The 22,847-nt window shown below is 35.5% G+C and carries 24 protein-coding genes; 14 read left to right on the top strand and 10 right to left on the bottom strand.

The features are described from left to right. Nucleotides 1-126: 126 nt before the first annotated feature. The 11 genes from Q0874_RS11120 to Q0874_RS11070 all read left to right on the top strand — a co-directional run bounded on the left by Q0874_RS11120 (nt 127) and on the right by Q0874_RS11070 (nt 11,044). Complete coding sequence (locus Q0874_RS11120) at nt 127-969, top strand: outer membrane protein assembly factor BamD (RefSeq protein WP_299163124.1); 843 nt, start codon at nt 127-129, stop codon at nt 967-969. After that, a complete protein-coding gene (locus Q0874_RS11115) occupies nt 966-1,301 on the top strand; it encodes a DNA-directed RNA polymerase subunit omega (protein WP_299163122.1) in 336 nt (111 codons plus the stop codon). Before Q0874_RS11120 ends, Q0874_RS11115 begins: the two co-directional genes overlap by 4 nt. Nucleotide 1,302: 1 nt before the next feature. Then, the gene (gene coaBC, locus Q0874_RS11110; protein ID WP_299163120.1) at nt 1,303-2,508 is read left to right on the top strand and encodes a bifunctional phosphopantothenoylcysteine decarboxylase/phosphopantothenate--cysteine ligase CoaBC; all 1,206 of its coding nucleotides are present in this window, start codon (nt 1,303-1,305) and stop codon (nt 2,506-2,508) included. Beyond that, a complete protein-coding gene (locus Q0874_RS11105) occupies nt 2,501-3,394 on the top strand; it encodes a DUF4835 family protein (protein ID WP_299163117.1) in 894 nt (297 codons plus the stop codon). The genes coaBC and Q0874_RS11105 overlap by 8 nt, the downstream gene beginning before the upstream one ends. Before the next feature lie 60 nt (nt 3,395-3,454). After that, nucleotides 3,455-5,107, top strand: a complete 1,653-nt coding sequence (gene recN / locus Q0874_RS11100) for a DNA repair protein RecN (RefSeq protein WP_299163115.1) — start codon at nt 3,455-3,457, stop codon at nt 5,105-5,107. Between the two features lie 126 nt (nt 5,108-5,233). Beyond that, nucleotides 5,234-6,046, top strand: coding sequence for an SDR family oxidoreductase (locus Q0874_RS11095; protein ID WP_299163112.1), 813 nt, complete (start codon nt 5,234-5,236; stop codon nt 6,044-6,046). A gap of 68 nt (nt 6,047-6,114) precedes the next feature. Beyond that, nucleotides 6,115-7,131, top strand: coding sequence for a glycosyltransferase (locus Q0874_RS11090; protein WP_299163110.1), 1,017 nt, complete (start codon nt 6,115-6,117; stop codon nt 7,129-7,131). Further along, nucleotides 7,131-8,087, top strand: a complete 957-nt coding sequence (locus Q0874_RS11085; RefSeq protein ID WP_299163109.1) for a YbbR-like domain-containing protein — start codon at nt 7,131-7,133, stop codon at nt 8,085-8,087. The genes Q0874_RS11090 and Q0874_RS11085 overlap by 1 nt, the downstream gene beginning before the upstream one ends. Continuing rightward, complete coding sequence (coaE, locus tag Q0874_RS11080) at nt 8,084-8,671, top strand: dephospho-CoA kinase (RefSeq protein ID WP_299163107.1); 588 nt, start codon at nt 8,084-8,086, stop codon at nt 8,669-8,671. Before Q0874_RS11085 ends, coaE begins: the two co-directional genes overlap by 4 nt. A 78-nt stretch (nt 8,672-8,749) precedes the next feature. Continuing rightward, nucleotides 8,750-10,330, top strand: coding sequence for a sensor histidine kinase KdpD (locus tag Q0874_RS11075; protein ID WP_299163104.1), 1,581 nt, complete (start codon nt 8,750-8,752; stop codon nt 10,328-10,330). Between the two features lie 6 nt (nt 10,331-10,336). Beyond that, on the top strand, nt 10,337-11,044 hold the full coding sequence (locus Q0874_RS11070) for a response regulator transcription factor (RefSeq protein ID WP_299163102.1): 708 nt from the start codon (nt 10,337-10,339) through the stop codon (nt 11,042-11,044). 50 nt (nt 11,045-11,094) lie between these two features. Here Q0874_RS11070 and Q0874_RS11065 read toward each other — a convergent pair whose 3' ends face one another. The 8 genes from Q0874_RS11065 to Q0874_RS11030 all read right to left on the bottom strand — a co-directional run bounded on the left by Q0874_RS11065 (nt 11,095) and on the right by Q0874_RS11030 (nt 18,426). Then, nucleotides 11,095-11,595, bottom strand: coding sequence for a gluconokinase (locus tag Q0874_RS11065; protein WP_299163099.1), 501 nt, complete (start codon nt 11,593-11,595; stop codon nt 11,095-11,097). A gap of 1 nt (nt 11,596) precedes the next feature. Continuing rightward, nucleotides 11,597-12,511: a tRNA (adenosine(37)-N6)-dimethylallyltransferase MiaA gene (miaA, locus tag Q0874_RS11060; protein WP_299163097.1), complete on the bottom strand. Its 915-nt coding sequence runs from the start codon at nt 12,509-12,511 to the stop codon at nt 11,597-11,599. After that, on the bottom strand, nt 12,511-13,347 hold the full coding sequence (locus Q0874_RS11055) for an ion transporter (protein ID WP_299163094.1): 837 nt from the start codon (nt 13,345-13,347) through the stop codon (nt 12,511-12,513). The genes miaA and Q0874_RS11055 overlap by 1 nt, the downstream gene beginning before the upstream one ends. Then, entirely contained in the window at nt 13,344-14,465 is a 1,122-nt protein-coding gene (locus Q0874_RS11050; RefSeq protein ID WP_299163092.1) for an exonuclease domain-containing protein, read from the bottom strand. Before Q0874_RS11050 ends, Q0874_RS11055 begins: the two co-directional genes overlap by 4 nt. 42 nt (nt 14,466-14,507) lie before the next feature. Then, nucleotides 14,508-15,161, bottom strand: a complete 654-nt coding sequence (locus tag Q0874_RS11045) for a YggS family pyridoxal phosphate-dependent enzyme (protein WP_299163090.1) — start codon at nt 15,159-15,161, stop codon at nt 14,508-14,510. 96 nt (nt 15,162-15,257) lie between these two features. After that, entirely contained in the window at nt 15,258-16,508 is a 1,251-nt protein-coding gene (locus tag Q0874_RS11040) for a DUF1015 domain-containing protein (RefSeq protein WP_299163088.1), read from the bottom strand. Between the two features lie 4 nt (nt 16,509-16,512). Then, entirely contained in the window at nt 16,513-17,403 is an 891-nt protein-coding gene (locus Q0874_RS11035) for a 3-hydroxyacyl-CoA dehydrogenase family protein (RefSeq protein ID WP_299163242.1), read from the bottom strand. Between the two features lie 57 nt (nt 17,404-17,460). Next, nucleotides 17,461-18,426, bottom strand: a complete 966-nt coding sequence (locus tag Q0874_RS11030; RefSeq protein WP_299163085.1) for a Gfo/Idh/MocA family oxidoreductase — start codon at nt 18,424-18,426, stop codon at nt 17,461-17,463. Between the two features lie 117 nt (nt 18,427-18,543). Between Q0874_RS11030 and Q0874_RS11025 the strand changes: the two genes are divergently transcribed. Then, on the top strand, nt 18,544-19,185 hold the full coding sequence (locus Q0874_RS11025; protein ID WP_299163082.1) for a protein-L-isoaspartate(D-aspartate) O-methyltransferase: 642 nt from the start codon (nt 18,544-18,546) through the stop codon (nt 19,183-19,185). 35 nt (nt 19,186-19,220) lie between these two features. Here Q0874_RS11025 and smpB read toward each other — a convergent pair whose 3' ends face one another. Continuing rightward, nucleotides 19,221-19,682, bottom strand: a complete 462-nt coding sequence (gene smpB, locus Q0874_RS11020; RefSeq protein ID WP_299163080.1) for an SsrA-binding protein SmpB — start codon at nt 19,680-19,682, stop codon at nt 19,221-19,223. 112 nt (nt 19,683-19,794) lie between these two features. Between smpB and Q0874_RS11015 the strand changes: the two genes are divergently transcribed. Beyond that, nucleotides 19,795-20,544: a DUF6503 family protein gene (locus Q0874_RS11015; RefSeq protein WP_299163077.1), complete on the top strand. Its 750-nt coding sequence runs from the start codon at nt 19,795-19,797 to the stop codon at nt 20,542-20,544. Here Q0874_RS11015 and Q0874_RS11010 read toward each other — a convergent pair. Beyond that, a complete protein-coding gene (locus tag Q0874_RS11010; protein WP_299163075.1) occupies nt 20,522-21,067 on the bottom strand; it encodes a histidine phosphatase family protein in 546 nt (181 codons plus the stop codon). The two genes, Q0874_RS11015 and Q0874_RS11010, sit on opposite strands and share 23 nt — an antisense overlap. A gap of 93 nt (nt 21,068-21,160) precedes the next feature. Between Q0874_RS11010 and Q0874_RS11005 the strand changes: the two genes are divergently transcribed. Then, the gene (locus Q0874_RS11005; protein ID WP_299163073.1) at nt 21,161-22,843 is read left to right on the top strand and encodes a PorP/SprF family type IX secretion system membrane protein; all 1,683 of its coding nucleotides are present in this window, start codon (nt 21,161-21,163) and stop codon (nt 22,841-22,843) included. The last annotated feature ends 4 nt before the right edge of the window (nt 22,844-22,847 follow it).

Raw genomic sequence — 22,847 nt, 5'->3', positions numbered from 1 at the left:
TGCAGAAATGAAAAAGCCAAAATTGGGTTAAAACTTCATTAAAATTCCTTTTTAATGGCCTTTCAGGTAGTATCTTAGTGCTTAATTAATGTTTTTTATTCCGCCAATTATTACTAATTTTGCAAAATGTTTTTTAGAACCAAGAATCTTTTCTACATACTCATAATCAGTATTAGCTTAAATGCATGTGGTGAATACCAGAAGGTATTAAAAAAGCCTGATACTAAGGCAAAGTATGAACTTGCAGAAAAGCTATATAATGAAGGGGATTTTAAAAAGGCCAATCGCTTATTAGAACAAATAGCTCCGGGATATGTGGGTAAACCACAGGGAGAGCGGGTAATGTTCTTTTTTGCTAAGAGTTACTATGAAATTGAGGATTACAACTTTGCAGGTTATCAGTTTGAACGTTTTTTAAAGTCCTATCCAAAAAGTGATAAGGCCTCTGAAGCTGCATTCCTTGGAGCTAAAAGTTATTATATGCTTTCACCCAGGTATTCTGTAGACCAGACTGATACAGACAAGGCCTTAACCAAATTGCAGTTGTTTATTAATCTTTACCCTGAATCTGAGTACTTTGCTGAGGCAAATATTATGGCAAAGGAATTAACAACTAAGAAAGAAAAGAAAACTTTTGAAGTTGCCAAACAATTTACAAAACTTGGAAAGTCATATATTTTAGATTATAGTGTTTCCGCAATAGCGGCCTTAGATAATTTTATTTCAGATAACCCCGGATCAATTTATCACGAGGAGGCGCTTTATCTTAAAATCGAGGCAACAACGAATATAGCTTTAAACAGTACAGAGAATCGCAAAAAAGAGCGTCTGGAGGCTGCAAAAATGGCATATAACAATTTGTTCAAATACTTTCCGGAAACCAAATATGCAGAAGATGCGAATGATTTGATTGAAGAAGTAGATGAACAATTAAACAATTATTCCGAACAAGAAAACCTTTCAAAATGAACATGAACGATTTGAAGAATTCCAAAGCCCCGGTATCTACCGTTACCATCAACAGAAATGAGTTTGATGAAAAGACGGATAACATTTATGAGGCTATATCCATAACTGCTAAAAGGGCAATCCAGATTAATTCTGAAATTAAAAAGGAACTTCTGGAAAAGCTTGAAGAATTTGCAACTTATAGCGATAGCCTTGAGGAGGTATTTGAAAATAAGGAGCAAATTGAAGTTTCAAAATTTTATGAAAAACTTCCCAAACCACATGCTTTAGCGGTATTGGAATGGCTGGAAGATAAAATTTACTATAGGAATACAGAGAAAGACCAGCAGTAATATGTTAGGCGGCAAAAAAATCCTTTTAGGTATTACCGGGGGTATCGCTGCTTACAAAACCACTTTTCTGGTTAGATTGTTTATAAAAGCAGGCGCTGAAGTTAAGGTTATCTTAACTGAAAGCGCTCTTTCATTTGTTACCCCTCTTACCTTAGCTACCTTATCAAAGAATCCTGTACTTACCAGTTTTATCAAAGAAGAGGAAGCGAGCATGGATTGGAACAACCATGTTGATCTTGGCTTGTGGGCTGATATAATGCTTATTGCTCCGGCTACAGCCAATACCCTGAGCAAAATGGCAAGTGGTACCTGCGATAATTTATTGCTGGCAACCTACCTCTCCGCTAAATGCCCGGTATTCTTTGCTCCGGCAATGGATCTTGATATGTATAAACATCCAACAACAATAGCGAGTCTGAAAAAATTACAGACTTTTGGTAATATCATGATTCCAGCAGGTAAAGGTGAATTGGCAAGCGGATTATTTGGGGAAGGACGTATGGCAGAACCAGAAGATATTGTGCAGTTTATGCAGGAATATCTTTCCAGTAACTTGCCACTAAAAGGGAAAAAGCTGTTGATTACAGCCGGACCCACATACGAAGCCATAGACCCTGTGCGGTTCGTAGGCAATTATTCCTCGGGTCTTATGGGGTTTGAATTAGCGAAAGCAGCTGCCAGACTTGGGGGAGAAATTGTGTTGGTATCAGGTCCTTCCCATTTAATACTGGATAACCCGGCCATAGAAATAATTCGGGTGGTATCTGCTCAGGAAATGTTTAATGCCGTTCATAAGTATTATAAAGAATGCGATATTGCTATATGTGCTGCTGCAGTATCTGATTACAGGCCAAGTAAGGTATCCGAACAAAAAATAAAAAAAGAATCTGAAACCCTTCAAATTGATTTTGTTAAAAATAAAGATATTCTATTATCAATGGGAGATCAGAAGAAGGATCAATATTTAGTGGGCTTTGCATTGGAGACTGAAAACGAGCTTGAGAATGCCAAAAAGAAATTAATAAAAAAGAACTTAGATGCCATTGTTCTGAATTCACTTAATGACGAAGATGCCGGGTTCGGGAAAACAACAAACAAAATAACATTTATAGATAAGAATTTAGAGATAAAAACGTTTGAAGTTAAGAATAAGGCTGAAGTAGCCTTAGACATATTGAACGAAATCATCAGCAAGGGTCATGCGTAATTTTTTAATTCTCCTATTTAGCCTTCTTTGTGCTAATTATATCAGTGCCCAGGAACTTAATTGTACAATTACAGTTAATGCAGATCAGGTAAACCAGACAAATAGACAAATATTTGGAACTTTGGAACGTGCATTGAATGATTTTGTCAATAAAAGCCAATGGACGAATAGGGTATACAATGAAAATGAGAAGGTTAATGCCAGGATGTTTATTACAGTAACGGACTACGCATCTGACAGATTTAGTGCAAATATTCAGATTCAGTCTTCTCGTCCCGTATTTAACACCTCTTATGAAAGCCCTATTTTTAATTATAAGGACAACCAGTTCAATTTTAGATATATAGAGTTTGAACCTTTGGTTTATAACCCGAATGTTTTTGATTCTAATTTGGTTGGCGTTATCTCCTATTATGTATACATAATACTCGGTCTGGACGCAGATACTTTTGCACTGGAGGGTGGCACCGAATTTTACAAAGAAGCACAGCAAATTGTGACCCAGGCCCAAGGCAGTAGTTTTTCGGGCTGGAGCCAAACAGCTTCGGATAACAGGACACGATTTGTGTTGGTAGATAACCTCTTATCAAATACTTTTAGAGAATATAGAATTGCCATGTACAATTATCACCGAAAGGGGCTAGATATTTTAGGGGACAATAATAGCACTGGCAAGCAAGTGATAGCAGGCTCTATGAGGTTGTTTGAGACTTTAACTCAAAGAAGACCTAACGCATTTTTAATACAAACTTTCTTTGATGCCAAATCTGAGGAAATACAAGACATATTTTCCGATGGGCCTAAAGTAGATATTGTTGCCCTAAAAGAGACCTTAAATAAAGTAGCTCCATTTTATTCCACCACCTGGGATGAAATAACATATTAACCACTTCAATTTCATTCCAATAATAATTTATCTTTACAGACCATATTATATAATATAGCTGTGCTGATAAATCTGTCTATAAAAAATTATGCATTAATAGATAATCTCAATGTAAACTTCACTGGGGGGTTTACTACTATTACGGGTGAAACGGGAGCTGGAAAGTCAATTCTTTTAGGTGGCCTTTCCCTGGTTTTAGGGAAACGGGCAGATATGACTTCTCTAAAAGATAAAGGAAGTAGATGTGTTATTGAAGCTGTTTTTGATATCAAAAATTATAATTTAGAATCATTTTTTAGTGAGCATGATTTGGAGTATGATTCCAATACTATTGTGCGCAGGGAAATTCATCCTGGTGGTAAATCGAGAGCATTTGTAAATGATTCTCCCCTTACACTGGATATATTAACACAACTGGGTAAACGACTTGTTGATATTCATTCACAGCACCAGACATTGCAGTTAACTGAGCACGATTTTCAGTTAAAATTGATTGATGCTTTTGCAGACAATACAAAGATCCTGAATTCATACAATACCAAACTGGTAAAATACAAAGCTACTTTACAAGAATTTGATGAGCTCATTGAGTTTCAAAAAAATGCTAACAAAGAACATGATTACAACACTTTCTTATTAAATGAATTGGATGCTGTGTATCTTGAAGATGGGCTTCAGGAAAAATTGGAGGATCAATACCAACAATTAAATAATGTTGAAGCTGTTCTAGAAAACCTATCCAAAGGAAATCACCTGTTGAGGGATGAACAAATAGGGATTGTAAGTTTGCTTCAGGAACTTAAACTTATATCAGGAAAGCTATCGGTAATTGGAAGCAAGTTTGCAAATCTTAAGGAACGAATTGATTCAGTTTTTATTGAATTAAAAGACATCGCCGAAGAAATACAAATTCTGCAGGAATCTATTGAACCTGATCCGGGGAAACTTGAGGAAATCAATACTAAATTACAGGTTATATATGACCTGCAAAGAAAACATGACGTATCCAATGTCTCTGAATTAATTGTTATAAGAGAATCACTTACAAACAAGGTTAGTGCCACACAAAATCTTGAAGACGAAATTCAAAATAAAAGAAATTTACTTGAGGCACAAAAGAATGCGTTGGATAAAGACGCCAATTTGTTATCTGTTCGACGAAAAACAGTAATTCCGGAAATAAAGGAAAAACTTGAACATTCTTTGCACTCCCTGGGTTTACCCAATGCTACTTTCAATATTGAGGTTATTCCAACTGAAGATTATAAAATTAATGGCATTGATACGCTAGTCTTTTTATTTTCCGCGAATAAAGGGTCGGATTATAATACTTTAAAAAAGGTTGCTTCCGGAGGAGAACTATCTCGTATTATGCTTGTAATTAAATCGATACTTGCCCGCTACGAGCAATTACCGACTCTAATGTTTGATGAGATAGACAGTGGTGTTTCCGGTGAAATATCAAACCGAATGGGCGATATTATGCAAGAAATGAGCCGGAACATGCAGGTTTTTTCTATAACGCATCTTCCTCAAATTGCTTCCAAAGGGGATCATCATTTTAAAGTATTTAAAACTGATAAGGGCGATAGTACTCAAACGCAAATGAAAGAATTGCTGGAGGATGAAAGAGTATTTGAATTGGCGGAAATGCTTGGAGGAAAGAGCCTGTCAGAATCAGCTCTTGCACATGCCCGGGAGCTTTTGAATTAAAAAGGTAAAACAAGCCTTTAGTTTTATTTTCCCCTTTCTTAGTGTGTTTCAAATATCCTAAAGGAGCGGTTTAGTTTCTACTTTTTTAGATATCTTTGACTTCAAATAAATACAAAGCACTTTAACATGGCATATAACTTATTGAAAGGGAAGAAGGGAATTATTTTTGGAGCACTTGATGAAAATTCAATTGCATGGAAAACGGCCGAACGTGTGCATGAAGAAGGAGGTATATTTGTTCTCACAAATGCTCCAATTGCCATGCGTATGGGTCAGATTAATGCTCTGGCAGAGAAAACGGGTTCACAAATAATTCCTGCAGATGCCACCAGTGAAGATGACTTGAATAATTTGGTTGCTAAGTCAATGGAAATTCTGGGGGGAAAACTGGATTTCGTTTTACATTCAATTGGTATGTCGGTTAATGTTCGTAAAGGTCGTTTATATACCGATGAAAAATATGATTTTACAACCAAAGGGTGGGATGTTTCTGCACTTTCATTCCATAAGGTAATGCAAAGTTTATACAAAGCAGATGCAATGAATTCATGGGGAAGTATAGTGGCATTGACCTATATGGCTGCGCAACGTACTTTTCCGGATTATAATGATATGGCAGACAATAAAGCTTATCTTGAATCTGTGGCCAGAAGTTTTGGCTACTTTTTTGGCAAAGAGAAAAAGGTAAGAGTAAATACAATTTCTCAATCTCCAACACCGACTACTGCTGGCCAGGGTGTAAAAGGTTTTGATGGCTTTATTAATTATGCGGAAAAGATGTCTCCCTTAGGTAATGCAACCGCTCAGGATTGTGCAGATTATACCGTATCTCTCTTCTCAGATCTTACAAGAAAAGTGACGATGCAGAATTTGTTTCATGATGGTGGTTTTTCAAATACAGGTGTAAGCCAGGAGGTAATTGATCATTTTACTAAATAGCAGCATCTAAAATATTAGAAAGCCATCCCAGTGCAGGATGGCTTTTATGTGTATATCCTTATTTAGATATGGAACTTTCTTTTTCTTTAATCATTCCTGTATTTAACAGACCTGATGAAATTCGCGAACTGCTGGAGAGTTTGTTGTATCAGTCTTATGATAAATCATATGAAATAGTCATTATTGAAGATGGCTCTGTTACAACGGCCAAATCTGTTATTGAAGATTATAATGGATCATTAAATATCACTTATCTTTTCAAAGATAATACAGGGCCCGGAGATTCCAGAAATTACGGTATGCAGCGAGCTAAAGGGAATTATTTTATAATATTGGATTCTGATTGCGTAATTCCTGTCAATTATCTGGAAAAGGTAGCAGTTTCCTTAAACAGCAAATACGTTGATTGTTTTGGTGGCCCTGATGCTGCACATGAGTCATTCTCAAACATCCAGAAGGCCATAAATTATGCCATGACTTCTATTTTCACTACTGGAGGTATCAGGGGGAATAAGAAAACTGTCGATAAATTTCAGCCCAGAAGTTTTAATATGGGGATTTCTAAAAAGGCTTTTGAAGATTCGGGAGGCTTTGGAAATATACATCCTGGAGAGGACCCGGACTTAAGTATGCGGTTATGGGAAAAAGGGTATGAAACCAAATTAATTAGAGAGGCTTTTGTTTACCATAAGCGAAGAATAAGTTTCAATAAATTCTTATTGCAGGTTAAAAAGTTTGGTATGGTACGTCCAATTCTTAATAGCTGGCATCCAGGTTCTTCCAGAATATTCTACTGGTTCCCTTCCCTTTTCTGTATTGGGTTTATAATATCTATAGCAGGGTTGTTCATTGGGTCGGGAAGATATCTATGGCCCATTATACTTTATGCCGCATATTTTTCGTTTATTTTTTTAGATGCCTTCATAAAGAATAAAAGCCTTGTAGTTGGCCTTTTGGCTATTATTGCCGTTATGATTCAATTTCTCGGCTATGGTTATGGTTTTCTAAAATCAGTAATCTTAGTTAATTTTACCAAAAGTAAACCACAGGAACTTTTTCCTGAATTGTTTTTTAAGCAAATTTAATGGAGCAGAAAGATATCAAAAGAAGTAATGACAAAAGAAAGATAAATATCTTTTTAATCTTCCTTCTGTGCTCTTTCCTGGCCTGGCTTGTAAGCAGATTATCTGAGACCTATGTTGACCGGACTACTTTTGACCTGGAGTATATCAATGTGCCGGACAGTCTCCTTTTAGCGGACAATTCTTTTAAAAATGTTGATGTAAGACTTAGAGCCAGTGGGTTTCAGTTCTTAGGGTTGTATTACAATAGAAAAAAAATTAAGATTGATCTATCTACTATGGCTAATAATCAATCAGGTTTTTACGTCACCCAACTTGATTTCAGGAAACAGATAGAGAGCCAATTATCTGCTTCTATGACCCTTTTAGAATTAGATAGGGATACACTGTTTATAGATTTTTACAAGGTTGAATCAAAAGAGGTTCCCATCACTCCAAATATTAGCTTAAACCCGGCCCAGAATTATCTTGTAGACGGGAAATTAAAGATAGAGCCTTCACTAATCTCAATAACAGGACCAAAAAAGGAGTTGGATATTATAAATTCAATCTCAACGACGGAAGTTGAACTCAATGAAATTAGTGAGGATTTTTCCATAGTAGTTGATTTGGTTTTGCCCGAAGAACTAAAGAATTCTGAACTTACCATAAAAAAGGTAAGAATCTCCGGGAATGTTTTTCGATTCTCTGAAAAGTTACTAGAAATTCCAGTTGAGGTTATTAATCTCCCGGAAGGAACTCAGATAAAAACTTTTCCCAGCACAATTGCAGTACTTTGTAAGGCCAGAATAGATCGATTAAAGGATATTAACCCTTTAGACTTTAAAGTTGTTGCTGATTTTCAGGAACATAGAGGTGATAATCAAGATCTTCAGGTAAGCCTAATTGAACAACCCAAGGATGTGTATAGTGTTCAACTAATGATGAATGAAGTAGAATTTATTCTGAAACGTCAATGAAGATTATAGGATTAACAGGTGGGATTGGCAGTGGAAAAACAACAGTGGCCAAAATGTTTAAAGAATTGGGTGTTCCTGTTTATAATTCAGATTTGAGAGCTAAAAAGTTAATGAATAATTCTAAAGAGATTAAAACTGCTGTTATTAATCTGTTGGGAAAGGATTCATATGAACTGGATAGCTTAAACAAAAAGTATATAGCTGATAAGGTTTTTAACAATAAGGAATTACTTCAAAAGCTGAACGCAATAGTGCATCCGGCTGTTAAAAATGACTTTATGGCGTGGGTAAAAAGAAAAAAAACTCCATATGTAATCCAGGAGGCAGCAATACTTTTTGAAAATAATTCCTATACTAATTTTGATAAGATAATACTTGTAAAGGCCCCAAAGGAGGTCCGTTTAGAAAGAATAATGGCAAGAGATAATGGTTCAAAGGAAGAGATCTTGGCACGCATGGAGAATCAATGGGACGATTCTAAAAAAATTCCTTTATCTGATTACGTTATCGAAAATATAGACTTAGATCAGACTAAATTACAAGTTGAGCAGATTCATCTCAAACTTACTAAAATAGTAGTCTAACGGTTTTTTAACATTTTTGTTAAGGTTAGGTTAAACAGGCGATTCGCTAAATGTTAAATTTTTAAATTTACTAAATAGATGAATAAGAGATTATTTGTTAGTCTGGTCATATTAATGAGCCTCTCTCTTATTGGGATTATCTCTGTACAACTGTATTGGATAAAAAGTTCTGTTGAAGATAAAGAAGAACAATTTTCAAATGCAGTTTCAGAAGTTCTTAATAAAGTAACGGACAAAATTGAAGACCGTGAAATGGACGACTATTCTGAGAGATTTTTAAATCTTAAGGATAGCGTAGGGGAGTTTAAAAGTTCCCATTTGAGTAACATATTTTTTATTGATCGTGATTTAAATTCTAACGAGATTCTATTTTACTCGCATGGAATTTTGGAAGAAGATTATAATATCGGATCTACGTTCTTTGACAATAGCAATGGTAATGATACCACAACAATAAAAAATTACACCAGTAAACGCACGAAAACAGTTTATAAGGAGGATTTTGGATTGGATGGTAAAAGCTATAAACTAAATCCGATCCAAAAATTGGAGAAAGTAGGTGGTTTATCATCCATAGACAAGGCAATTTTTGACGATGTCTATAGGGAATATGCAGAAAAAGTTCCAATTCATAAACGGGTTTCAAAACAGGAGATAGAATTATTACTGGATCGTGAGTTGGAAAACCGGAATATGGATATTGAATATGAGTATGGAGTCTATAGCAAGGGTCTGCCTACTAAAGTAAAGTCTAAAAGATTCAAATTTGGAGGCACAACAGTTTATAAAGCTCCATTCTTTAAGAACAGTGAGGGGATGAGTAATTTTACACTCTTGTTGTCTTTTCCCAAAAAGAAGAAGTTTTTACTTCAAAATATTATGGGAATGGCGATTTTATCTTTGGTTTTCACTCTTATAATAGTTGTGGCATATTCGGGGGCAATTTATCAGTTAATTAAACAAAAACAAATCTCAGAAATAAAGTCAGATTTCATTAATAATATGACACATGAGTTTAAAACACCCATTGCTACAATAAACTTGGCAATTGAAGCTATCAAGAATCCTAAAATTATTGGAGATCAGGAAAAGGTACAACGGTACCTGCAAATGATAAAGGAAGAAAACAAAAGAATGCATGCTCAGGTTGAAAATGTACTTAGGATCTCGAAACTGGAAAAAAATCAATTAGATATAAGTAAGGACAGGGTAGATATTCACGACATTATTAATAAATCAATTACTCATGTTCAACTTCTTGTAACGGATAGGGGAGGATATATTCACACCCATTTAGATGCTATAAGATCTGAAGTGTTGGCAAATGAAATGCATTTTGGAAATGTGATAGTAAACATCCTGGATAATGCTGTGAAATATTCACCGGAGGCACCTAAAATTGATATTTTCACCGAGATTGCCAATAATTATATTGTCATTAAAATACAAGATCAGGGTGCGGGAATGAGTAAAGCGGTGTTGAAAAAAGTATTTGAAAAATTTTATAGAGAACACACCGGAGATATACATAACGTTAAAGGACATGGGCTAGGGTTGGCTTATGTAAAAAAAATAGTAGAGGATCACCAAGGGGAAGTTTATGCTGAAAGTGAAAAAGATAAAGGAAGTAGCTTCTATATTAAACTACCATTAATTTAATAATTTATGGAAACAGCAAACAAAAAAATACTTTTAGTCGAAGACGATCCTAACTTTGGAATCGTGTTAAAGGATTACCTATCCATGAACGATTTTGATGTTACTTTGGCAAAAAACGGCATGGAAGGTTTTGAAAAGTTTAAAAAAGACAATTATGACGTCTGTATATTGGATGTGATGATGCCTTATAAGGATGGGTTTACCCTGGCAAGGGAAATTCGGGAGAAGAATGAGAACGTTCCAATTGTATTTCTCACAGCCAAAACTATGAAAGAAGACGTGCTTAAAGGTTATAAAGCAGGTGCTGACGATTATTTGAACAAACCATTTGATTCAGAAGTTTTGCTTATGAAATTAAGGGCTATTCTTCAGAGAAAGGCTTCTAATACCTTGGCTGACAGTAAACAATTTGAATTTAATATTGGAAATTTTCACTTAAATTCTAAGTTAAGGTTTCTAAAATATAAGGACGAAGAGCCAATAAAACTCTCGCCAAAGGAAAATGAATTATTAAGATTACTGGCTTTGCATGAGAATGATCTTATGCCCAGGGAGTTGGCCTTGACCAAGATATGGCGTGATGACAATTATTTTACATCCAGAAGTATGGATGTTTATATCGCCAAATTGCGAAAGTATCTTAAAAGAGATGATGTGGTGGAGATCCTTAATATTCATGGTGAAGGATTCAGGCTGGTAGTAAAAACGCAGTAATATAAAATAGATAAAGTGAATTAGGCATCCGATAATGGATGCCTTTTTTATTAGTACTTTATTAACTCTAAGATTCGGTTAACTATTTTCTCAGGAGGCATATTTATTGAAACATTTATGGCTTTTTGGGGAACCTCCAGAGTTTCAAACTGAGACTTAAGAAGTTCTGCAGGCATAAAATGACCTTTTCTTTGGCGCAAGCGATTCATTACATCTTCAAAAGAACCACTTAGATAAATCCACTTTGCATTTTCCTGAAGATTTGCGTCTAATATACGCCTGTAGGATTCTTTCAATGCAGAACAACCTATAATTGCACCTTCTTCACGCTTAGTAAGGGCTATTTCATTTAATCTTAATAACCAGCCCATTCGATCATTATCAGTTAACGGTTGTCCTGAGGCCATTTTTTTTACATTGGTTTTGGAATGAAAATCATCCCCATCATAAAAAGGTATTTTGAGTTCATTTGCCAGTAGACTCCCAATAGTGGATTTGCCACAGCCTGAAACCCCCATAATAAAATAAACTTTTGGATCGGCCTTTATCATTCTAGATGGTGTTTTTTAAATGCATAATTTTATCCAGTATCTCATCAAATGGAGTAGTGAGGTCTACCCAAATAATATCCTTATTTTTTCCATACCATGTCAATTGCCTTTTTGCAAACCGACGTGTATTTTTCTTTATTTCTGAAATAGCAAAATCAAGGTCCCATTTTCCATCAAAAAAGTTAAATAGTTCCTTGTAACCTACAGTCTGTAAGGCATTTAAATGTTTATGTTTATATAATGATCTGGCTTCCTCAATAAGTCCGTTTTCTATCATGGTATCCACACGCCTGTTTATTCTATCATAAAGTATGCTTCTTTCTGTCGAAAGGCCTACTACAATGGATTTGAATGGTCGAGGAGGCTTTTCTTTATTAATAAAAGAAGAATAGGTTTCACCGGTACCAAGGCATATTTCCAGAGCGCGAATGACTCTATGGGGGTTTTGAATATCTACTTTAGCATAATATTCTGCGTCCAGTTCTTTAAGTTGATTTTGTAAAACTTCGATTCCTTCCTGTTTAAGAATTGAATTTAATTTGCTTCTGATTTCCTTATCAACCTTGGGGAAAGCATCCAAACCATAAATAACCGCATCAACATATAAGCCGCTGCCACCCACCATTATGGCAATATTGTATTTCTTAAAAAGGATATCGAGCACATTTAAGGCATCCTTTTCAAAATCCCTTACATTGTATATTTCCTGAATACTTTTATGTTGAATAAAATGATGAGGTACGGATTCTAATTCATGTCTGGAAGGAACCGCAGTGCCAATGGACATTTCCTGGTAAAATTGTCTGGAGTCCGCGGAGATGATCTCAGTTTTGAAATATGTTGCCAGGTCTATAGCTAATTTTGTTTTCCCTATTGCAGTAGGTCCTACAACTGTAAGAAGGTATTTACCCGACATTATTCATCACCTAATTTATGACCACAGCTTCTGCAATATTCAGCATCTTTTCGTAGAATTTCAGTGCCACAGGAAACACAACTCCTTCCCATATCGGCCTCCTTAGCATCCTTGTGCATTGTAGTATATTCGGCTGATACAATACCTGTTGGAACAGCGATAATACCATAACCTATAATCATAATAAAGGTGGCTATTATCTGTCCCAGTCCGGTTTCCGGAGAAATATCACCGTAGCCAACCGTAGTTAAGGTAACGATGGTCCAATATACGCTATGTGGGATACTGTTGAACCCATGTTGTGGTCCTTCTACCAGATACATAATAGTACCCAGCAATATGGAAATTACCAAAACAAAAAATACAAAAACAAAGATCTTGGTCCTGCTGGCCCGCAAAGCCCGCATTAAATTATTAGACTCCCCGACAAATCTAACCAGTTTAAGAATTCTGAAGACACGCAATAATCGTAAAGCCCTAAATGCTGTAATATACTGGGAACCGCCTATGAAATAGGACAAGTATTTTGGAATTGTAGAAAGAAGGTCAATTATACCAAAAAAACTAAAAACATATTTTGTTGGCTTTTTTATACAGATAAGGCGAAGGATGTACTCTAAAGTAAATAAAATGGTAACTGTCCATTCCGAAATATTAAGAAATGAATGGTATTTCGTATCTATTCTGGGGATACTCTCCAGCATAACAATAATTACGCTATATACAATGACGATTAGTAGAACTATATCAAATAGCTTACCTGCCGGCGTATGAGTGCCATAAATTATTTCGTGAAGCTTATATTTCCAGCCTTTTTTTGGTTTGAATTCTGTCACGGGTTATTTTTCAATTCAATTATCTCAAGTACTTTTTTTTCTCCCAGGTATGATTCAATGATTTTTCTGGCATACCGGGAGTTATTCATAGGTGTAATAATAGATTCTAAGATATGAATATTATTAATTTGATAATTAAGGTTATAGAAACCCAAACCACAAAATTCACCATTCTTGATTAGTATAGCACTGCGTTCACCAATTTCCCTGCCCTTGTCAATAATGATTATATTATCTGATAAAACATTATAGCCATTTATTTGTACAAGATGTTTTTTATTTGAGGATGCAATTTGTTTCCCATGAATATTATATTTGGGTTTATTCTTAAGGAGTTCTTCATTTTCTTTTAGCAATGCCACTAATTCATTGCCAGTTTTTTCATAGGTAACCTTTTTGGTCTCTTTTTGAATTTGTCTGGCCAGGTCTCCACTTTTTAAAAAGTGACGGTTCACCCGTTTTTTAATATTGTTACTTTTTCCCAGGAAAATTATATCACCATCTTTATTGTGCATGTAATAGACACCGACCTCTGTTGGCATACTTTCCACAATATCCAACTGCCTTTGTGAGAGTTCACCCAATGACTCTTCACGCACAATTTCTTTGATTATGGACTTATCACTGTCTTTAGTAAGTAAAAGTTTGAATAATTTTAATGTAGCGAGTGCATCGCCGTTAGCCCTATGGCGGTCACTAACCGGAATGCCTAATGAGCGTACCAATTTACCCAGGCTATGCGATTCCGCATCCGGGATCAATCTTTTTGACAAATCCACAGTGCACAGGGTCTTCCTCTCGAAATCAAAACCTAATCTTCGAAATTCTGTACGCAAGATTCTATAATCAAATTGAGCATTGTGAGCGACAATGACGGTATCTTTGGTTATTTCAACAATGCGCTTTGCCACTTCATAAAATTTAGGAGCAGTACGCAACATTTTGTTATTAATGCCCGTGAGATTAACTACAAAGGGTTGAATTTCTTTTTCTGGATTTACAAGGCTAATGAATTTATCTACAACCTTATGCCCGTCAAATTTATGAATGGCAATTTCGGTTATCCCTTCTTCATTATATTTTCCTCCCGTAGTTTCTATGTCAAGTATAGCGTACATACACTGTTTTAGAACCAAATTGTGGTATTCCTATTTACATTATTAATTTCTAATACCAAAGATACTACTTCCTATGCGTACCATTGTGCTGCCCTGTCGAATTGCAATTTTATAATCTCCACTCATACCCATGGACAGAACATTTACATCGGGTATTCTATTTTTTAATTTTGAGTAGATTGAATATAAGTATGAAAATTCCTTAGCTATTTGTTCTTCGTTATCGGTAAAAGTAGCCATACCCATCAAGCCCTTTATTTTCACATTTTTGAGATTTCCAAACTCCTCTGAACCAATTAATTCAAATAACTCTGTTTCATTAAGCCCAAATTTTGTCTGTTCCTGAGCGATATGCACCTGAAGTAAGCAATTAATCTTACGATTATGTTTTATGGCTTGTTTGTTAATCTCCTTTAGCAGTTTCAGGCTATCCACGCCATGAATTAATGAGACAAACTCACCCATGTATTTTACCTTATTGGTTTGTACATGGCCTATCATATGCCATTCTATATCTTTAGGTAATTCACTCCATTTAAGAGCCATTTCCTGAATTTTGTTTTCCCCAAAAATACGTTGACCAGCTTCATAAGCTTCCATTATTTCTTCATTGCTTTTTGTTTTGGATACGGCAACAAGGCTTATCTCTTTGGGAAGATCATCAAGGATTTTAAGTAGATTTTTTTTTATGGACACTTATTTTTTATTTGAAATTAGTCAATTATATATTTTAAATAATTGTTCTGTGCTTTTTCCTTTCCTGGCAATATGAGATGGTGTTAAGCTGCATCTTTAACCTACTGATGAACCTAAATCGTAGATAGCGAGTGCGCTTCTGAGCTTTGGTTCTATGTACGTACTTTTTGGAGGCATAACCAATCCTGCATCAGCTATTGCCTTTATCTCTTCAACGTCCAAAGGGACTAAACCAAAACCTACTGCAAAATTCCCACGGTCAATTTCATCTTTCATTTTAAGGACATTGCGTTTGCCATAGCCATATTGAATTCGTTTATCATTTCTTAAATCGTTTATTTGAAGGATGGGTTCAAGGATAGTCTTGTATAAAATCTGAGTATCGAGCTTACTAAGGGCATCCGTAAATTCATATCTGTTTTTCCGTAGGTATAAGGAATAAAATAAACCGTTAAGGTACATGCTAAAATGATGCTTTTTGCTTGGTCTGTACAATTGATCACCATGATTCGTGATTCTAAAAAATTTATCCAGTTTTACAAGAAATTCTTTTGGCGTAAGTCCGTTCAAATCACGTACCATTCTGTTAAACTCAAATATTCTAATCTCCGATTCGGGGATTAAGTAACTCATGATGAAATTATAAGGTTCTTTACCAGTATGACCTGGGTTTTTCTTTTGCGACATAAGAGATAATAGATTCGAAGATGCACTTCTATGATGCCCATCAGCTATATATAAGGAATTTACCTTACCAAATTCATTCTGCAGTTGTGTTAAAGTACTTTTTTCTGAAATTTTCCATAGGGTATGAGTCGTCTTATCAGGTGTTGTAAAATGACATTGCGGATTGTTTTTGATCTCTGAATTTATTATCATAGATATTTCATCGATATCCGGATAAATCATCAAAACCGGCTCTGCCTTAAACTGAACTAATTGGAGATAATTCGCAAATAATTTTTCCCGGTGTTCAAGTGTGTTTTCGTGTTTTTTAATTACAGAATTCCTGTAATCTTCGGTACTGGTTGCACATATAATTCCGCAGCAATTAAGATTGTCTTTTTCTATTTTATAAATATAAAAGCTTACTTCATTGTCCTTTAAAAGGATTTCGTCTTCTAAAAACTCCAAATAACGGTTATGAATTAGTTTAAAACGTTCCTTGCCGGAGACCTTTTTATTAAGCCTGTTACCGGGATTAATTATATGTAAAAAAGAAAATGGGTTGTAGTTTAAGACACAGTCTAATTCTTTTTTTGAATATTCTTCGTAAGAACGTGAAGCTACGAATGACACTTTATCCTCTGCTGGTCGTATTGCTTTAAATGGTTTTATAACTGCCATAGAATTATTGGGCAAATTGATTGGCTACTTTTTCAGCCTTACGCGATTCAGAATAGTCGTAAAATCCTTCTCCAGACTTAACTCCTGTTTTACCCGCCATTACCATATTCACGAGAAGTGGACATGGAGCGTATTTAGGGTTTTTAAACCCGTCATGCATAACATTTAGAATTGAAAGGCATACGTCAAGTCCAATAAAGTCCGCTAACTGCAAAGGTCCCATGGGATGTGCCATACCTAATTTCATTACCGTATCTATTTCAGATACACCCGCTACATTATTGTAAAGGGTTTCTATTGCTTCATTTATCATGGGCATTAGGATTCTATTTGATACAAAACCGGGATAATCATTTACTTCCGTGGCTATTTTACCCAATTTTTCAGAAATTTCCATCACGGTTAGAGTAACCTGATCGCTCGTATTATAACCTCTGATGATCTCTACCAATTTCATTATAGGTACAGGATTCATAAAATGCATTCCAATTACTTTGTCTGGTCTTTTGGTAGCTGCGGCAATTTGCGTTATGGAAATGGAAGATGTATTAGTCGCCAGAATAGTGTTTTCGGGGCAATGGATATCCAATTCTTTGAAGATGGCCAATTTTAACTCCACATTTTCGGTTGCAGCTTCAATTACCAGGCCTACTTCATTTACCCCTTCCTTCAGTGAGGTATATGTAGCAATATTCTTTAATGTATTTGTCTTTTCATTTTCAGTAATAACATTCTTTAACAGCATCCTATCCAGATTTTTGGAAATTGTTAAAGTCCCTTTGTCGAGGGATTCCTGAGAGATGTCAACCAAGTGAACTTTATAACCATTTTGCGCAAATACATGCGCAATTCCGTTACCCATTGTACCTGCTCCTATTACTGCAATTGTTGTTATCATTATATGCTGATTAATCAGTGAAAATTACTTAATGTCTTTTTTACTCTAAACCCATTAGTTTTTGAAAGACGAGATTACCTGTAAAGCTACATTCAAAGCCTGAGTTCCCTGTTTTAAGGTTACTACAGGGGTGCTATTATTATTTATAGCCTCTGCAAAGGTTTCCAGTTCATCCTGGATTGCATTGGTGTTCAGAATTTCAGGGTTTTCAAAATATATCTGTTTTTTATCTCCTTCTGCGTTCTGAAGTACCATATCAAATTCACCGGGTTTTTCAGGTGCGTCTTTCATTCTAACAACTTCCACTTGTTTTTCAAGGAAATCAACAGATATATAGGCGTCTCGCTGAAAAAACCTTGATTTCCTCATGTTTTTTAATGAGATTCTACTTGCAGTAAGATTAGCAACGCATCCATTTTCAAATTCAATTCTGGCATTGGCAATATCCGGGGATTTACTAATTACGGATACACCACTTGCATTAATTCTTTTCACTTCGGAATTTACAACACTAAGAATTACATCGATATCATGAATCATTAAATCTAATACCACGGGTACATCAGTTCCTCTGGGATTGAACTCTGCCAGCCGGTGAGTTTCAATAAACATAGGATCCTTAATATTATTTTTAACCGCTATAAAAGCCGGGTTAAAACGTTCTACATGCCCCACCTGTCCTTTCACCTTATTCGCATCCTCAATTATCAGAAGTTCCTCTGCTTCCTTCAAAGTGTTGGTAATGGGTTTTTCGATAAAAACGTGTTTTCCTTTTTCCATCGCTTTCTTCGCACACTCGTAATGCGATAAGGTAGGTGTGACAATATCTACAACGTCTACCTCGTCCATAAGGGAATCTATATTTTCAAAATAGGTATATCCAAATTCTGCAGCAACCTTTTCACCGTTCTCAGCATCCGGGTCGAAAAATCCAATTAAATCATATTCAGTTGATTCATTAAGAAGGCGCAAATGAATTTTACCTAAATGTCCTGCGCCTAATACGCCAACTTTGAGCATAAGTTTATGTTTTTTCAAAAATAAGGAGATTAATTCTAAAATATGTCAATGTATCACTTGTAAAACACACCTATTTCCAATTTGATTTTCTAATTTTAGCAGCACAAAACCAAACTATTGAAAGATACTTTCAAACATAAGGGAATGCGCAATAAACTTGTAGACATTATTGCCGCCAAGAATATAAAAAATAAAAGTGTTTTAGACGCTATCAGAGGGGTTCCAAGACATTTATTTATGGATAGTAGTTTTGAAGATCACGCCTACCAGGATAAAGCCTTTCCCATTGCTGCAGAGCAAACCATATCACAACCATACACTGTAGCCTTCCAAACGGAATTGTTAGAAATAAACCCTGGGGATAAAATATTAGAAATTGGAACAGGAAGTGGTTATCAGACCGCCGTGCTTCTGCGATTGAAGGCCAAGGTATTCACTATTGAACGACAACTGGAATTATTCAAAAAAACCTCTATATTTTTTAAGAAAATGGGCTACAGACCCAAAAAATTTATTTTTGGAGATGGATATAAAGGTCTTCCTGAGGAAGCTCCTTTTGAAGGAATTATAGTAACTGCCGGGGCTCCGGAAATTCCTAAGGCGCTGTTATCTCAATTAAAAATTGGAGGTAAATTGGTAATCCCGGTTGGTCTGGATGATCAGATTATGACACGTATAATTAGAAAATCAGAGAAGGAATTTGAACGGCAGGAATTTGGCTCTTTTCGATTCGTTCCGCTTTTGGAAGATAAAAATTGATTAAAACACGAGGAGCTTACTGAATTATTCAGCGCTTAGGCATTAAAATTCTTTTTAAGACGATCCAGATTTCTTTTGTTGTCTCTATCCTTAATGCTTTCCCTTTTGTCATATAATTTCTTACCCTTTGCCAGAACAATTTTAAGTTTAGCCAATCCCTTATCGTTTACAAAAAGATTCAGGGGAATAATAGTAAGCCCTGTATTTTTTACTTCTTTTTCCAGTTTTTTTAATTCTTGTTTTTTTAGCAGAAGTTTGCGGGCAGCTTTAGGTTTGTGATTAAAATGCGTGGCATGTGAATATTCATCAACTTGCATATTTATAACAAAAAGTTCTCCCTGTTCATTGAACTCACAAAAACTTTCTGTGATAGAAGCTTTACCCAGTCGAATAGATTTTATTTCGGATCCTGAAAGTACAATTCCGGCTATATAGGTATCCAGGAATTCAAATTCAAAACGGGCTTTTTTGTTTTTTATATTTATGGTTTTCTGCATAAGTGACAAAAGTAAGAACAAATACCAGAGTACGATATATTGGAAAACGAATTTATTTTTGTGAAAAGTGTAAAGAAAGCAAGACTTTTACGATTACTATAAAAACTTACCCATGTTGAGATTTACCGTTATCATTTTCATCTTTATAGCAATAGGTTGCAGGAACAAGAACTCAGGTACAATTGATGTTCAGGATATTATAGACAAATCCATAGAAGTCTCAGGGGGTAATCTGTACTCATCTTGTAATATATCTTTCACCTTGCGTGATATTAGGTATGAATTAGAAAACAATACAGGAAGAAAAATCTTAAAGCGAATTATAAATAATGATTCTACCACCATTTTGGATATTCTGAAGCATAATGGTTTTGAAAGAACCATAAATGGGAACCCTGTAATTGTAGCCGACTCCATGGCCGCCAAATATTCAAATTCAATAAATTCTGTTCATTATTTCGCGTATCTTCCATATGGCTTAAATGACCCTGCGGTGAATAAAAAGCTTCTTGGTGAAACTCAATTAGGGGATAAGCAATACTATAAAGTGGAAGTTACTTTTGATGAAGAAGGTGGAGGCGAAGATTTTGATGACATTTATATCTATTGGTTTAATAAAGAGACTTTTAAGCCAGATTACTTAGCATATGAATTTAATGTCGATGGAGGAGGAACAAGATTTCGTGAAGCGTTTAATGAAAGGATAATTAATGGAATTCGGTTTGTTGATTACAATAATTATAAAGCCTCAAAGAATATTTCAGTATATGAGCTGGAAGCACTTTTTAAAACCAAAGAATTAGAACTTCTATCAACCATTCGCCTGGAAGATATAGAAGTTAATCCGGACAATTGCAATTGAAATTCAAACGATTCGCTGATACATTTTTACCAGTTACCTGGACTATAAAAAGACTCCCGTTGTCATAGTCATCCATGGCGTCATATTTATCTTCTCCTAGCATCTTATTTACTAAATCTGGTGTTGAATTACTGTGCCCAACTATAAGAACATTTTTTCCTAAATTATCCATTTTAAATTGCTTAATATCGATATTAGAAGGGTCATAATATTGAACAGTTATTTCCTGCTTAACAGAAGTTGGGGCAGCGGTCATAGTAGTTCTCTCGAAATCTGTAGAATAAATGGCATCTAGTTCAACATCATTCAATATTTCTGCCCAGTGCATAGCTCTTCCAAGTCCTTTTTGGCTTAGTTCAGGATCAATGTCTTCTGAATTACTTCTTATCTTTTCTGCATGTCGTATGAAATAATAAGTAGAAACCGCAGGCTCAACATAGGCATCTGATAATTTTTGGTCATCTTTGCATGAGATTATGCCTGTAAATAAAAAGGCAAAGATTAGAAGTTTAATTGCTTTCATACTGGATTAGTTTATTTAACTTTAATGGTATGCTTAAATGTAACTGAATTTCGTTAAAATTAGTATGTTTAACCCTTTGTTTTTTCTTTAGTTATGTTGAAAAAAGCACTGTTCTTTTTTATGGTTTTGACCGTGCTATCTGTAAAATCTCAGGAGCCGGAATTACCATATGATTTCCGACAGCATAACCTTACAGAATTTAACAGTAGTCTGTTAAGTCCGGTATTTTCATTGGACAGGAATAATCCGCAATCAGTAGCATTGTGGACCAGATGGCAATGGCAAACTATGGATAGTAGCCCCACAACCTTATTTTTAAATTATTCCAGAAAACTTAACGAAGAATCTGCCATTGGAGGAGGGTTTCTTCAACATAATACAGGTGTTTTTGTCAATACAGGAGGAGTATTGAATTATGCATATAATTTTGTATTGAATTCCAAAGCCCAAATAACCCTGGGGATAAATGCCATTGGTTACCAGCGAAAACTGGCCGAGGAGTTTATTATGGATCCGGGTTTGCCAATATTTGAAGAAAAAAGCAACTTTATTCTTCAAATAGCACCTGCTGTTAAACTTCAGTTGAACGCTTTTAGTTTTGGTATCGCTATGGAAAATTTGTTGGATCGAAACCTTACAACCAATGAAGGTAATGCCAGTGCTACGGGTTTAATTTATATGGGTCTGGCCAGTTATGATTTCCCTGTAACTATTTTTGGTGATTCCTCCACATCTTATATAAGACCAACTCTTTACTATAAGCGTTTGCCTGATTTTGATAATCAAATAGGATTGAACACCTTTTTTTCTACACCAAAATTCTGGGCTCAAGTGGGATATAATAATTTTTACGGCATCTCAACCGGAATAGGGGGACACTTCTTTAAAAAACTTTCCCTTGGGGCTTTGGTTGAATTTGGAACCAGTGCTGATATTAAAGGTGAGGACCCGAGTTTTGAAATTGTGACCGCCTTTAGTTTTGGGCAACAAGTCTTTGAAGTTGAGGAGTTAGAAGATTTGGAGACAGAACAGCAACAGATAAACGAAGAATTAGCAGTGTTGGAAGCCCAAAGAAAACAAGATTCTCTGGCGGCTGTTAAGGCAGCAGAAATATTAGCGCTGGAACAACTTCAGAATCAGAAAAGTAAAGATTCAATTGCCATTGTACGCCAGCAAATTGAATTGGCAAAAGCCCAAGAACTGGCAGAAACAAAAAGAAAAGACTCAATTGCACTCGTAAACCAACAAATTGAATTGGCAAAAGCCCAAGAACTGGCAGAAACCAAAAGAAAAGACTCCATCAGGATGGCTAAAGAGGCAATCGCGATTGCTGCCATAAAAGCGGGTCAGGAGAAAAGCAGGATAGACTCCCTAAATGCTGTTAAACAAGCAGAAGCATTGGCAGAGGCCAGAAAACTTAGGGAAAAGAATATGCAGGATTCTATTAATGCGCTTGAAGAAGAAAAAGCTATAGAAGAAGTAGTAGTATTGAAAAAAGGTGAAGTATACGAGGAAGTGGCTTCTGAGGAGGGCTTAGAACCCGGTTATTATTTAATAGCTAACGTCTTTGGCACCAAAAAATACTTCGAAGCTTTTGTCAAGAAGTTGTCGGCTGAAGGGTTACAGCCTAAATCATTCTATCGTGCGAAGAATAAATATAACTATGTATATTTAAAAAGGTATGATTCTATGCAGGAAGCAAGAAATGCAAGGGATTCTAAATATGGAGGGCGTTACGACGGTAAAACCTGGATTTATAGAGTTATAGGTAAGTAAATAG

It is taken from the genome of uncultured Eudoraea sp. (genome assembly GCF_947490415.1).
Classification (GTDB): domain Bacteria; phylum Bacteroidota; class Bacteroidia; order Flavobacteriales; family Flavobacteriaceae; genus Eudoraea.
The sequence above is the reverse complement of the archived record's forward strand: the minus strand, read 5'-3'. Positions and strand labels throughout refer to the sequence as shown.

Coding starts and splice junctions, on each gene's coding strand:
- coaE (WP_299163107.1), top strand. CDS start 8,084: ATGAAGATTATAGGATTAACAGGTGGGATTGGCAGTGGAAAAACAACA.
- Q0874_RS11065 (WP_299163099.1), bottom strand. CDS start 11,595: ATGATAAAGGCCGATCCAAAAGTTTATTTTATTATGGGGGTTTCAGGC.
- Q0874_RS11115 (WP_299163122.1), top strand. CDS start 966: ATGAACATGAACGATTTGAAGAATTCCAAAGCCCCGGTATCTACCGTT.
- Q0874_RS11120 (WP_299163124.1), top strand. CDS start 127: ATGTTTTTTAGAACCAAGAATCTTTTCTACATACTCATAATCAGTATT.
- Q0874_RS11105 (WP_299163117.1), top strand. CDS start 2,501: ATGCGTAATTTTTTAATTCTCCTATTTAGCCTTCTTTGTGCTAATTAT.
- Q0874_RS11090 (WP_299163110.1), top strand. CDS start 6,115: ATGGAACTTTCTTTTTCTTTAATCATTCCTGTATTTAACAGACCTGAT.
- Q0874_RS11095 (WP_299163112.1), top strand. CDS start 5,234: ATGGCATATAACTTATTGAAAGGGAAGAAGGGAATTATTTTTGGAGCA.
- Q0874_RS11070 (WP_299163102.1), top strand. CDS start 10,337: ATGGAAACAGCAAACAAAAAAATACTTTTAGTCGAAGACGATCCTAAC.
- Q0874_RS11010 (WP_299163075.1), bottom strand. CDS start 21,067: ATGAAAGCAATTAAACTTCTAATCTTTGCCTTTTTATTTACAGGCATA.
- Q0874_RS11050 (WP_299163092.1), bottom strand. CDS start 14,465: ATGTACGCTATACTTGACATAGAAACTACGGGAGGAAAATATAATGAA.
- Q0874_RS11085 (WP_299163109.1), top strand. CDS start 7,131: ATGGAGCAGAAAGATATCAAAAGAAGTAATGACAAAAGAAAGATAAAT.
- Q0874_RS11015 (WP_299163077.1), top strand. CDS start 19,795: ATGTTGAGATTTACCGTTATCATTTTCATCTTTATAGCAATAGGTTGC.
- smpB (WP_299163080.1), bottom strand. CDS start 19,682: ATGCAGAAAACCATAAATATAAAAAACAAAAAAGCCCGTTTTGAATTT.
- Q0874_RS11040 (WP_299163088.1), bottom strand. CDS start 16,508: ATGGCAGTTATAAAACCATTTAAAGCAATACGACCAGCAGAGGATAAA.
- Q0874_RS11030 (WP_299163085.1), bottom strand. CDS start 18,426: ATGCTCAAAGTTGGCGTATTAGGCGCAGGACATTTAGGTAAAATTCAT.
- miaA (WP_299163097.1), bottom strand. CDS start 12,511: ATGTCGGGTAAATACCTTCTTACAGTTGTAGGACCTACTGCAATAGGG.
- Q0874_RS11005 (WP_299163073.1), top strand. CDS start 21,161: ATGTTGAAAAAAGCACTGTTCTTTTTTATGGTTTTGACCGTGCTATCT.
- coaBC (WP_299163120.1), top strand. CDS start 1,303: ATGTTAGGCGGCAAAAAAATCCTTTTAGGTATTACCGGGGGTATCGCT.
- Q0874_RS11075 (WP_299163104.1), top strand. CDS start 8,750: ATGAATAAGAGATTATTTGTTAGTCTGGTCATATTAATGAGCCTCTCT.